The organism is Ruegeria atlantica, assembly GCF_013032505.1.
GTDB classification, from domain to species: Bacteria; Pseudomonadota; Alphaproteobacteria; order Rhodobacterales; family Rhodobacteraceae; genus Ruegeria; species Ruegeria atlantica_F.
In genome coordinates this window covers 125274-137695 of the sequence record NZ_WQCG01000006.1, presented here as the reverse complement: position 1 = coordinate 137695, position 12422 = coordinate 125274, and the positions used below count along the sequence as shown (strand labels likewise).

Annotated in this window: 11 protein-coding genes; 4 read left to right on the top strand and 7 right to left on the bottom strand. The window is 58.0% G+C overall.

Features of this window, described 5'->3' with window-relative positions:
* Window positions 1-45: 45 nt before the first annotated feature.
* Together GOW92_RS19415 and GOW92_RS19410 are read left to right on the top strand one after the other, a co-directional pair.
* Window positions 46-1146: a site-specific DNA-methyltransferase gene (locus GOW92_RS19415; protein ID WP_170563581.1), complete on the top strand. Its 1101-nt coding sequence runs from the start codon at window positions 46-48 to the stop codon at window positions 1144-1146.
* A gap of 144 nt (window positions 1147-1290) precedes the next feature.
* A complete protein-coding gene (locus GOW92_RS19410; protein WP_170563578.1) occupies window positions 1291-2673 on the top strand; it encodes an adenylate/guanylate cyclase domain-containing protein in 1383 nt (460 codons plus the stop codon).
* 82 nt (window positions 2674-2755) lie between these two features.
* On the opposite strand, the gene GOW92_RS19405 is transcribed toward GOW92_RS19410, so the two are convergent.
* Both GOW92_RS19405 and mutY read right to left on the bottom strand, forming a co-directional pair.
* Window positions 2756-3892: an alkane 1-monooxygenase gene (locus GOW92_RS19405; protein ID WP_170563575.1), complete on the bottom strand. Its 1137-nt coding sequence runs from the start codon at window positions 3890-3892 to the stop codon at window positions 2756-2758.
* Between the two features lie 59 nt (window positions 3893-3951).
* On the bottom strand, window positions 3952-5007 hold the full coding sequence (gene mutY / locus GOW92_RS19400) for an A/G-specific adenine glycosylase (RefSeq protein WP_170563572.1): 1056 nt from the start codon (window positions 5005-5007) through the stop codon (window positions 3952-3954).
* Between the two features lie 81 nt (window positions 5008-5088).
* Here mutY and GOW92_RS19395 point away from each other — a divergent pair, with 81 nt between their 5' ends.
* Entirely contained in the window at window positions 5089-5595 is a 507-nt protein-coding gene (locus GOW92_RS19395; RefSeq protein ID WP_170563569.1) for a DUF721 domain-containing protein, read from the top strand.
* A gap of 14 nt (window positions 5596-5609) precedes the next feature.
* Window positions 5610-6272, top strand: coding sequence for a DsbA family protein (locus GOW92_RS19390; protein WP_170563566.1), 663 nt, complete (start codon window positions 5610-5612; stop codon window positions 6270-6272).
* A gap of 33 nt (window positions 6273-6305) precedes the next feature.
* Here GOW92_RS19390 and lpxK read toward each other — a convergent pair whose 3' ends face one another.
* The 5 genes from lpxK to GOW92_RS19365 all read right to left on the bottom strand — a co-directional run bounded on the left by lpxK (window position 6306) and on the right by GOW92_RS19365 (window position 12358).
* Window positions 6306-7307, bottom strand: coding sequence for a tetraacyldisaccharide 4'-kinase (lpxK, locus tag GOW92_RS19385; RefSeq protein WP_170563786.1), 1002 nt, complete (start codon window positions 7305-7307; stop codon window positions 6306-6308).
* Window positions 7294-8529, bottom strand: coding sequence for a 3-deoxy-D-manno-octulosonic acid transferase (locus GOW92_RS19380; RefSeq protein ID WP_170563563.1), 1236 nt, complete (start codon window positions 8527-8529; stop codon window positions 7294-7296). Before GOW92_RS19380 ends, lpxK begins: the two co-directional genes overlap by 14 nt.
* On the bottom strand, window positions 8526-9326 hold the full coding sequence (locus GOW92_RS19375; RefSeq protein ID WP_170563560.1) for a 3'(2'),5'-bisphosphate nucleotidase CysQ: 801 nt from the start codon (window positions 9324-9326) through the stop codon (window positions 8526-8528). Before GOW92_RS19375 ends, GOW92_RS19380 begins: the two co-directional genes overlap by 4 nt.
* On the bottom strand, window positions 9313-10659 hold the full coding sequence (locus GOW92_RS19370; protein ID WP_170563558.1) for a TldD/PmbA family protein: 1347 nt from the start codon (window positions 10657-10659) through the stop codon (window positions 9313-9315). Before GOW92_RS19370 ends, GOW92_RS19375 begins: the two co-directional genes overlap by 14 nt.
* A 175-nt stretch (window positions 10660-10834) precedes the next feature.
* Window positions 10835-12358, bottom strand: a complete 1524-nt coding sequence (locus GOW92_RS19365; RefSeq protein WP_170563556.1) for a DUF2125 domain-containing protein — start codon at window positions 12356-12358, stop codon at window positions 10835-10837.
* Window positions 12359-12422 lie beyond the last annotated feature (64 nt).

Genomic DNA, 12422 nt, shown 5'->3' with positions numbered 1-12422 from the left:
CAACCAAATGAGCGCAAAAGCGCCGTGGATACTTGAGGCAGTAGAATGACAACAACCACTAAAAAGGGCGCAAAAGCGCTCCCTTTAAACACGATTCTATCTGGCGACTGCATCGATGTGATGAACAGTCTACCCGAGGCGTCGGTTGACCTGATTTTCGCAGATCCGCCATATAATCTTCAACTCAAAGGCCAGTTGCATCGCCCCGATAACAGCCAGGTAGACGCAGTTGACGATCACTGGGATCAGTTTTCAAGCTTTGCTGTCTATGACAAATTTACCCGTGAATGGCTGAAGGCGGCGCATCGTCTATTGAGACCCAATGGTGCGATTTGGGTTATCGGGTCTTACCACAACATCTTCCGCGTGGGTTCGGCCCTGCAGGACGCGGGCTATTGGATTTTGAACGATGTTGTCTGGCGCAAATCGAACCCGATGCCGAATTTCCGTGGCAAGCGTTTCACCAATGCGCATGAGACAATGATTTGGGCCTCCAAGCGTGAGGGTGCTAAGTACACGTTCAACTACGAAGCGCTGAAGGCGCTGAACGAAGGCGTACAGATGCGCAGCGACTGGGTTCTGCCGATCTGCACCGGGCACGAGCGTCTCAAGGATGAAAACGGGGACAAAGCACACCCGACGCAAAAGCCGGAATCGCTGCTGCACCGTGTCCTGATTGGTTCGACCAACCCCGGTGATGTTGTTCTGGACCCGTTTTTTGGTACGGGCACAACCGGTGCTGTCGCCAAGATGCTGGGTCGCGAATTCATCGGGATCGAACGCGAGGAGAGCTACCGCAAGGTTGCCGAGAAACGCATTTCCAAAGTCCGCAAGTTCGACCGCGAAGCGCTGGAGGTAAGCGCCAGCAAACGCGCCGAGCCACGCGTCCCCTTCGGCCAACTGGTCGAACGCGGTATGTTGCGTCCGGGTGAAGAGCTTTATTCCATGAATCAGCGTCACAAGGCCAAAGTGCGTGCGGACGGAACGCTGGTGGGTAACAACGTCAAAGGCTCGATCCATCAAGTGGGCGCGCAATTGGAAAACGCGCCCTCATGCAATGGCTGGACCTACTGGTGCTTCAAACGCGATGGCAAAACAGTGCCGATCGACGTTCTGCGCCAACAGATCCGGGCCGAAATGAACTAATTTAACGAACACCGCCGGTGCCTGTGGCCTGACACAAGGCACTAAGCCTTGCCCCGCCGATCTCGGCGGGGTCTTTTGTTTTATTCGTCCCCCGGTTCCGATATGAGATTTCTTACACTGTTGAGCACGTGAGGAGCCTTGGCCATGTCGGATGTAACAGCCAGCGAGTCCCGATTTGGGCGGTTCTTTGTGACCAAGCCGGATGAGTATGATCTGGACAACAAATACACTGAGGCAGCGCTGGAGCGGCATAAGCGCGAAGGGTTGGAGCTGGCCGTTCGTGCCCGCTGGGTGGCGATGGGGCTGACCGGCATTCTGTTGATCTACCTGAACACCAATTGGGATGTTCTGTGGTATCACTTCATTCTGTTGTTGATCTGCGCCAATGGTTGGCTGATCCGGCGTGCCGGGCGTGTTGGGCAGTCACGTGTCGAATTGTTGCTGATTTTTGTCGATCTGTTGATCATGACACTGGGGATGATTGTGCCCAATCCGTTCAGCGATGATGTGCGACCGCTGGCTATGCAATTTCGGTTCGACAACTTCCAGTATTTTTTCATCATTCTTGCGGCAGGAACCTTGGCCTATTCGTGGCGCACGGTCGTGGCTATTGGGACATGGACCGCGATGATGTGGACAGTGGGTTGGATCATCGCCTGGTGGGTGGCTACGCCAATTCCGGGCATCAGTGAGCGCGTGGCCGAGGCATTGGCAGGGTATCCCGATGTAGCAGTTCTGTTGGATCCCAACAGTTTTATGGTTCCTCAACGTATACAGCAGGTGATCGTGTTTCTGATGGTTGCGGTCACGCTTGGTATTTCCATGCGGCGGCTCAACCGGTTGTTGATGACGAATGCAGGGCTTGAAAGGGAACGCGCAAACCTGTCGCGATACTTCTCGCCAAATGTCGTGGACGAGCTCAGCCAGAATGATGAACCGCTCAAGCAGGTTCGCAAAGAAGACATCGCCGTTTTGTTCATAGACATCGTTGGGTTTACCAAATTCGCGGCCGGGCGCGACCCGTATGACGTCATCGAATTGCTGCGCGGTTTTCACGCCCGAATGGAAACGGAAGTCTTCCGTCACCATGGCACGTTGGACAAATATCTTGGGGACGGTCTGATGGCCACCTTCGGAACGCCGGTGCCAACCCCACTGGATGCCAGCAACGCGGTGGCTTGCGCGCTGGATATGGTGGACGTGATTGATCGCTGGAATCTGGAGCGGCGGCGGGCAGGCGAGCCGGAAATCCGCGTGGGAATAGGGGTTCACTACGGGTCAGTGGTATTGGGAGATATTGGGGCGAACCGATTGGAATTTGCAGTCATCGGGGATGCGGTGAATGTCTCTGCCAAACTTGAGGCGTTGACCCGCGATCTTGACGTTCGCGTAGTGCTGAGCGATGCGGTGCGGGCGAAAGTAATTCTGGAAGGTAACAACGCACCCGACCTCATGGCCGGTTTTGCGAGGCATGAAAACCAGCCTGTCCGCGGGGTACAGGGCGCTATGGACATTTGGGTCCATTAGGTCCAGCGGCTCCCGCCGATCTGTCACGCATCGAAGATGCATGGCATCCCGTTGGGCCGTGCAGCGCACAAGCGCGCTGCGGTCAGGATCGCGGCAGTGGGTTTAAAGACCTGTTGTAGGGTTTCCAGTCGGTGACTTCGGGATAATATTGTCGCCGCCACGCACGTACGCGGGGGTTCATGACACGACGCCACAGTGGTGGGATCATCGCAGCGACAGTCATCACAGGGTAGCCATAGGGAAGTTGCGGGGCCGCGTCCTCCGAGTGATGCTGCAGCAACGGAAAGCGCCGGTTTGGTTTGTAGTGGTGGTCAGAATGGCGTTGCAAGTTGATCAGTAGCCAGTTCGACGCTTTTTGCGAAGCGTTCCATGAATGGCGCGGCTGGACGTGTTCGTATTTTCCCTCGCCCAGGTGTTTGCGCGTCAGGCCGTAATGTTCGACGTAATTCACCAGTTCCAGTTGCCATATGGCGACGCCTGCCTGCACCAGGAACAGGGCAACGCCCGACCATCCCCCGAGCACGAAAGCCAACGCCAGCATACCCGCCTGAAGCGCCCAATAGCGCCAGAACGGGTTCGCCAGGTCGGTCCAAGGGCGTTGCTTGCGCGCCAGCTTGTCCCGTTCCGCGCGGAACGCGGACACGAGGCATTGCCACAGCACCCGAGGGTAAAACCGGTGGAATCCTTCATTGTACCGCGCTGTGACCGGATCGCGTGGGGTCCCGACGTATCGGTGGTGGACCAGCAGGTGTTCTGACCGGAAGTGGGAATACAGCACCATGGCCAGAAGAATATCACCCAGCCATCGTTCCAATCGCCCTTTCTGGTGCATCAGTTCATGACTGTAGTTGATCCCGATGGTGCCGGAGATCACGCCCATACCGAAGAACAAGCCAATTTTGCCCAGAACGGACAGGTGATCGGTGTGTGTTGCGTACCAGATCAGTCCAAACAGAGTCAGAAACTGAATCGGAGCCCATGCCTTGGTCAGCAGAACGTACCATTTCAGGCCGCTGTCTGGTGTGTCAGGGTCGACATTCTCAAGGTTTAGGCCCGTCAGCTGGTCCAGAACCGCGAATACCCACCAGGTCGAAAGTGGCACCAGCAAGACCCACCAGCCACCGGCAAACGCGGTAAGCCAGATAATGGGGATCAACAGGAGGGAAACCCAGTACGGCAACGCTGCTTGCCAACGTGACAGACTTTCTGATGCGATCATCGCTTCGCTCCGAGAAACTGCTGGCAGACTAGCCTCACCCGACAAGGCCGCACAATGGGTTACGTAGAGCGCCAAAGATCATAAGCCTTTCGCATGACCGTAGGCAGGTCACTGGGTCGGAACGCGTGCTTGTCCATGATAATCAGGTCATCCTGCGGCCTGTCGGCTGGCAGCGTGGCTGTCCAGATGCGCAGGATCAGGTGGAAATGCGTAAAGGTATGACGCACTTCGCTTGGTAACACCTGCCAGTCGCTTGGAAATGGCGGGACCTCAGCCGGCGCGTCTGTCCATTCCGAACCGGGCCAGCCCAGCATCCCGCCCAGCAGCCCTTTGTCGGGGCGGCGTTCCAGCAGCAAGGCTCCGTTATCGCCTTGGGCAATATAGACATGGCCATATCGGGTTGGCTTGGGCTTTTTAGGTGATTTGCGCGGCAGTTCGGCCTGCGTTCCTGCCACGCGGGAAGCGCAGGGGTCACGGACGGGGCAGATCCCACAGGCCGGAGATTTTGGTGTGCAGATTGTGGCTCCTAAATCCATGACCGCCTGTGCGTAGTCTCCGGGTCGGGTGACAGGCGTCAGCACTGTGGCTTTGCTTTTCAGCAGTGGCTTCGACCCGGGCAGCGGGTCGTGGATGTCGTATAGGCGGGCCATCACCCGTTCGACATTGCCGTCCAACACGGTTTCAGGGCGATCAAAAGCGATGGCTGAGATCGCGGCGGCGGTATACGGGCCGATACCGGGCAATTTAAGCAGCGCATCATAGGTATCAGGAAACTGACTGTTATAGTCGTCAGCTACGACCCTTGCGCATTTCAGAAGGTTGCGGGCGCGCGCATAATATCCAAGGCCGGCCCATTCTCCCATGACCTGATCATCCGGGGCGGCTGCCAGGGCCTGAACTGTCGGCCACCGGTTTGTGAACCGCATAAAATAGTCGCGTACCGCTGCAACGGTGGTCTGCTGCAGCATGACCTCGGACAACCAAACGCGGTAGGGGTCAGGCATCACGCCTGCAGCCCGATCGGCGGGGGCCACACGCCATGGCATCGCGCGCGCATGGCGGTCGTACCAGTCCAGCAGCGCACTGCTCACATCAAATTCACCAGAGTCACGCAAGTTTTATCTATCTCCCTGTCGGGTTTCGCTGGCGCCCGTTGCCCCGCCCTTTACAATAGCGGCGCAGGAGTTGGAAACCAGATGCAGCGCAGACGTTCTTCGACCCGCGGGTTTAAACGCACCGCGACATTGCTGAACGACCAGATCAGGCGCGCCGGTGAAAGCCGGGGCTTTGCCGTGTCACGCCTGTTGACCCATTGGTCCGAAATCGTTGGACAGGATATGGCTGCCATCGCGCGGCCGGTGAACGTGGGCTATGGTAAGGGCGGAATCGGTGCAACGCTGACGGTGCTGACAACTGGCCCGCAGGCCCCGATGCTGGAAATGCAAAAGGAACAGCTGCGCGGAAAGGTGAATGCGGTCTACGGCTACAATGCGATCAGCCGGGTACGCATCACTCAGACCGCTCCGACGGGATTTGCCGAGGGGCAGGCCAGTTTCGACCACAAGCCGAAACAAGCAAAACCCAAGATCGAACCGGAAATCGCAGCCGAGGCGGACCGGGCAGCGCAAGATGTCACAGATGGTGATTTGCGCGCAGCCCTTGAACGTCTGGGCCGTAACGTTTTATCCAAGCAAAAACGCTGAGAAAGGGCTGAGAAATGAGCCGTATTGCAACCGGAATTTGTGCGGCCGTCGCCGTGGCCGCTGGCGGTTATTGGCTGTCGCTGTCAAATTCCAATCCAGTAAATCCGTTGATCAGCAGCGCCGAGGCGCAAGAGGCCGATTTGGACACGTCCACCATCGTCGAAATGACGTTGGGCGCCGAAGACGCGCCGGTCGAGATCATCGAATATGCCTCCTACACCTGTCCTCATTGTGCGAATTTCCACAATGGTGCGTTCAAAGAGCTCAAGAAAGACTTCATCGACACCGGCAAGGTGAAGTTCATCTATCGTGAGGTCTATTTTGACCGCTATGGCCTGTGGGCGTCGATGGTTGCGCGTTGCGGCGGTCCCGAAAAGTTCTTTGGCATCTCGGACCTGATTTATGAAGGTCAGTCCGAATGGACCAAAGCCGGCGGCCCCGCCGAAATCGTCGACGAGCTGCGCAAAATCGGCCGTCTGGCGGGCATCGACAATGACCAGCTTGAAGCGTGCCTGCAGGACGGTACCCGCGCGCAGACGCTGGTGGCGTGGTATCAGGAAAATGCCGAACGCGACGGCGTTCAGGCCACCCCGTCCTTTGTCGTGAACGGCAAGAAGGTCGACAATCAATCCTACGAGGGCTTCAAAAAGCTGATCGAAGAAGAACTTGGCAGCTGATTGCTGTCGGCCGGCCCGCCAAGGGCCGGTCACCTACTTTGGCGATGGAGCAATTTGCAGCAGCATCTGCTTCACCTTCTCGGCCTCGGCAACTTTCAACCGAACAGGTAGCGTAATGACCTTGCTGCGAAACGCGGCAGGCAGGCGTACGGCGTCTTTTTCCGTGGTTACCATCTGTGCGCCCAGCAATCTTGCCTCGTTTTCAAGGCGGGTCATCAGAGCAGGCGTTAGCGGCTGGTGATCGTCCAGCGCCTCTGCCCGAAGTAGCGTCGCGCCTTGTTGGCGCAGCGTGGCAAAGAACTTTTCCGGATGGCCGATGCCCGCAAAGGCAAGAACCATAGTATCGCTCCAATCCATGCCGGTTTGCAGCGGCTCAACCGCGCCTGTGGCATGCGGAACAGTCAGTCTTTGTCCCCAACGATCGGCGAATTCCGACTGGGCATCCGCGTCGCCGAGGGACAACATCAGATCAGCGCGCTGTAATCCGACTTCCACCGGTTCTCTTAATGGGCCAGCCGGCAAGCATAGCCCATTTCCGAAACCGCGTGCCGCATCCACCACGATGACCGAGAAATCCTTAGCTACCGAGGGGTTCTGAAACCCGTCATCCAACACGATGACTGTGGCACCTGCTGCTGCAGCTGCCTGGGCTCCTGCAGCGCGGTCCTTGGCAACCCAAACATCGGCAAAAGCCGCCAGCAACAGCGGCTCATCCCCGACCTGCGCTGCGGTGTGCTTACCGGGGTCAACACGTACTGGCCCTTCGAGCGAACCACCGTGCCCGCGGGTGACCACATGCGTTTCATGCCAGGCATCGCGCAATTGCTCGATCATCCAGATCACGGTCGGCGTCTTGCCGGTTCCTCCAGCATTTAAATTGCCGATGCAAATGACGGGGACTCCAGGCTTTAAACCAGTCCCGGAAGCGATCCGGCGGGCCGTTGCCTTGGCATATAGCCGACCAAGCGGCGCCAGAAGCCGCGCGCGCAAGTCCAGCCGATCTGGCGCGGTATTCCAGAAATCAGGTGCTCGCATCATCCGCACTCCGCTGGTCCAGATAGTCCTGTATCAAGTCGATCAAGTGATCCGCTTGTGGTGCACCTTCGGTTACTATTCGCCAACCCGCCAGTGCCATATTGGCAGCTTGATCCGGCGCCAACAGCTCGACCACTGCATCGCCCAGCTCGGTGGCGGATCTGACAGTGCGCGCGGCCCCGGCCCGGTCAAGCTGATCGTAAAGCTGTTGTTGGCTGTGCACAAACGGGCCGTGGATCACAGCTGATCCCAGCGCCGTGGCGATCAGCGGGTCTGCGCCTCCGGCACCGCGTTCCAGTGAGCTGCCCATGAAGGTCACCGGCGATACACGGTGCCACAGACCCAGATCCTCGGGCACGGCGGACAGGATCACTTGTGTCATGTCCTCGATCGTTCCGCTTTCGTCCCAGTTGGTACATCGCAGATCCATTGCCTCAAGCCGCCGGTGCAGCGGCCCGGCTTCTGTAATGTCGGCCACTTGCAGGACCAAAGCCAAACGCGGAAGCATGCGCATTGCCTGCCTATGGGCGCTGAGGACCGAGATAAATTCCTTGTCCTGTACCCATGCCGCCAACCAGACCGGCCGACCGGACAGCGAATGATTCACTTCGATCAGCTCGTCCTCGGGCCACGGGCGCGGGTTTGGGCTGACATGAAGGGGGGGCGCCTCTTTCACCTTGTTCGAAGCAATGCCTAGTCGCCGAACCTGACGGGCGGTGTCCGGTGTCGTGCACAAGATCGTCTGAAAACAGTCAATCGTGTATCGGGTTATGTCAGGCAGCCAACGGCCGCCTCGCGCGACTTTCACGTCCGCTTCTGCTTCGATCAACATCAGGGGAATCCCACGTTCATCGGCGCGCGTAATCACGTTTGGCATCAGGCCGCCTCCAACCCAAATGCCAATTTCTGGCCGCCAATGATCCAGAAACGCGCGCGCAGCACCGGTTTGTTCAGAGGGCAGGTTGACCAGAGGGTATCCACCGCTGGCCCATCGCGTCAGATCCGCATCGGGCGGCGCGGTCAGCACCACCGACAGGTTTGGTCGGGCTTGCTGCAGCCGCTGGCAAAAATCAATAATGGCACGGTGACGTTCCCATGCATTGATATGCAGCCACAGTACCTCACCTTCAGGCCGCGCAATCTCGCCGCTGCTGGTGGTATTCTGCATACCCCAGGACAGCACGCGATACGCGGCAAGGCTTAACGAGCGTGGCTTGCTCATGGTGCGATTCCAGGGCTTTCCGGTTCGAGTTGTTCCGACAGTAGTCCATAAACACCTGAACCCGCAGCGATCACTCCGTTCAAACGCGGAAGTGCGTTGTTGAATCGCAGGGGCTGGCCCGCCCGGTCCGAGCACATGCCACTGGCTTCGCGAATTATCAGATCACCCGCGGCGATGTCCCATTCCCAGCTGGGCCTAAGCGTCATCATCCCGTCAAATCGCCCCTGCGCGACTAGCGCCATGCGATATGCCAGCGACGGCCTGTAGTTCCGTTTGAACTCGGGCACCTGTCCCTGACGCCAGTGCCGGGGTTGCAGGTTCGGTTTCGCGGCCAGAACCTCGGCGCTGTCCAGCGCGCAACGCTCGCTGACATTGATCGTTTCTTGGTTCAGCGTGGCACCCTGACCTTTAGCCGCCGCATAAAGCAGGTCGCGTAACGGCAGGTAAATCACAGCTGCTGTGACCACGCCCTGCTCGGCGACGGCCAGTGAATGAGCCCAGGTCCGCGAACCCTCGGCAAAGCTGCGGGTCCCATCAATCGGGTCAATGATAAAAACGCGGTCTTTCGACAGCCTGTCCGGTGAATCCTCGGTCTCTTCGCTAAGCCAGCCATACCCCGGACGTGCCGCAGGCAACATTTGTTCAAGCATCGCATTGACGGCAAGATCGGCTTCAGTCACGGGACCGGCGCCGTCGGGTTTATCCCAGCGTTCCGCAGTGGCCCCCGAAAACCGTGTGGCGATCTTTCCGGCCTCTAATGCGGCGTCAATCAGCAGTTGCAGGTCAGTTGCCGGCAAGTGTCATTCCTTCGATCAGGATCGATGGCACCACGCGGGACAAATACGTGCGAGCGTCATTTGCCGGAATTATCCGTTTCAGCATGTTGCGCAGATTGCCTGCGATTGTGCATTCGTTGACCGGGTGGGTAATCTCACCGTTTTCGACCCAAAAGCCCGATGCCCCGCGCGAGTAATCACCGGTGTTGGGGTTGATTGTCGAACCGATCATCGAGGTCACCAGCAGTCCGGTCCCCATATCGCGTACCAAATCGTCGCGGCTGTGCTGGCCCGGGGTCAGGCTGAGGTTCCAGTTGCTTGGTGACGGAGGACCAGACACGCCGCGGGCCGCATTACCGGTTGAGTTCATGCCCAGTTTCCGCGCGCTGGACAAATCCAGCGTCCACCCGGTTAGAACCCCGTCTTCAATGATTGCCCTTTGTTGTGTCGGCAAACCTTCGGCGTCAAACGGGCGCGAACCCGAGATTCGCGGACGGTGCGGGTCTTCGAGCAGCGACAGATGTTCTGGCAGTACCTGCTCTCCCAGACTGTCCTTAAGCCAAGACGCGCCACGGGCAATTGCTGCGCCGTTGCTGGCGGCCAGCAAATGACCGATCAGCGAAGATGAAATCCGCTCGTCAAACAGAACCGGGAATGTACCTGTCGCAGGTTTTTGTGCCCCAATTAGCGCAACGGCGCGTTCGCCTGCTGTGCGGCCAATTTCACCGGGGCTACGCAAGTCGTTTTGAAACGTTCGGCTGTCGCCGTCATAATCACGCTCCATCCCCGTGCCTTCGCCAGAGATGGCCACGCAAGAGGTCGAGCGGCTGCTGCGGGAATATCCCCCGGAAAAGCCATTTGTGGCAGCCAGATGCACGCGGTGAGTGCCATATCCGGCCGCCGCGTCTGATACTTGGGACACGCCATCTATGGCCAAAGCAGCGGCTTCGGCGGACAGTGCATCCTGCAAAAGCGCTTCTGCCGAGGGCTCGGGGGTTGGGTCGAATTGTTCCAGCGCCGAGATATCCCAGTCTTTTGCTAGCTGGTCGGGCGCGGCGAGACCTGTGAAGGGATCTTCCGGTGCTTCGCTGGCCATCGCTACCGCGCGTTCCGCCATTGCCTTCAATGTTTCGGGACGGCTGTCCGAACTTGAAACGATTGCCTGTCGCTTGCCCAGAAAAACACGCAGCCCCAGGTCAGCACCTTCGGATCGTTCGGCGTTTTCCAAGGCGCCATTGCGCACCTCTACCGAAACCGAAGAGCCGTCCAGAACGATAGCATCCGCCGCTTCGGCCCCGGCCTTGCGAGCCGCGTCCAGCAGGTTATGGCTGATTTCTTCGGGTGTGCGGGTCATGAGGCCTCCGGTCTGTGTGCATTCGACCTAGCCTTGGACTGCCGGTCTCGCAAGGCCTGCAGCTATTTTAGGTTGAGCAATTTGAGTTGAAAGGACGATCGGCTTGATCCACCCGGTGCCGGAATTTGTATCAAGCGCCGGTTTGGGAAGGCGGCGATGCCGCCTTCCCAAAGTGTTACTTGATACGTTGGCCGTTCGCCAGAATCTGACCATCTGCGGTGAACTCGATTTCCGAATTCAGTGTGTCGGGCTCGTCACCCGGCACAGCCATCAGACCCATCATCATCCGCGCGCCCATTGCGTCGCTTTCTGACACCAGCCCCATCCCGATCAGCTTGTCGATCAGCGCGTTGGCACCATTCAGCTTCAGCTTGGCAACGCCGGTCGGCGTGGGCATCCCGTCGAATTCCGAGGTGTTGGAGTTATCGAAGGTGAAATCGCCTTCGCCGGTCAGCTTGGCGCCGACCAGAGATACCAGCAACTCGTTGATTTTCAGCGAATGCAACTCACCCGGTGCTATGTCAGATGCATCCAGTTCTTCAACCGCGGCCGGATCAAAAATGTTCATCAGAACCTTGGCGGTTCCGGTCGTGTCCAGCGCAATTGTCGCCGGATCGCGCGGCAGGGCGCCTGCCGGGTCGAACATGCTCCACAAAATATCCGACATGGTGAAGTCGGTCAGGTTCATCGCGAAACCAAACGGCTGGATTTCCTCGGATTCCTGTACCGGAATTTCAAACTTGAACCCGGCATTCTCCATCGCGATTTCGATTGGGAAAGGCAGATCGGCTGTCGTCACAGCAACTTTTGCGCTGTTCTGCTCGATGTCATAGGCAAGGCGTTCGGCGTCGATGCTGGCGCCAAATTTGCCACCCTGGGACTCGCTTCCGACCGAGAATGATTCACCTTCGCTTGTGCCCGCGATGGCGTTCTGGCCGGATCCGTAGGTGAACAGACCCGAGAACGAGAAGCCCGCCTTATAAAAGGCCTGCGGATCCGAGATGTCGAAGCCAGACGGGATAACATTTGTGCCTTCAAACGCCAGCTGGCTCATCGAACCGTCAATCTTGGCCGCATCGCCAGTGTCCGGGTCCTTGAATGCCATATCATAGGTCATACCGCCCGCGGTGAACTTCTGATCGATGTCACGGTTTTCGCCGATTTTCATCAGCGAGCTGCCCGCAAGCTCAGTCATGCTCAGGTTAAGGGCCAGCGCTTCAGCGGGCATCGTTTCGCCGTCCACGGTAACATCGTCCAGCTTGATCCCCAGAGCGTCGGCGGAATAATCGTAAGTCATCTCATCCTTAGAGCCCGAAACGACCATGGTCATCCCGCTCTGAGAATAATCGATATTGACCGAAAACTTTTCGCCTTCCCCCTCTCCGGATATGGTCATCGGGAAATTCTCGGGGAAACCAATACTGACTGTACCGTCGCCGTTTTCAGTCAGGGTCATTTCTGGAATGACCATCTGAAAAGCTGCCTCTTCTTCCGGCAAGTCCATCAACATGGCCATGTTGGCAATCGTTGTGACATTTCCAGCAACGGATTCGTCGCCTGAAACGGTATAACCCATCTGACCCAGATAGGTTTTCCAGTCATTCCAGACATCCTGCGAAGTCAGGTCGGCAAGTGCGCCTTGTGTGATAACGGCATAAGCCAATACAGCACCGCAACTGCGGCGAAGGAAAACGGACATTACAGTACCCTTCTAGATAATTTTGCCGGCATCGTCGTGCTTGTGACGTCGGGCGTCAAGGGGC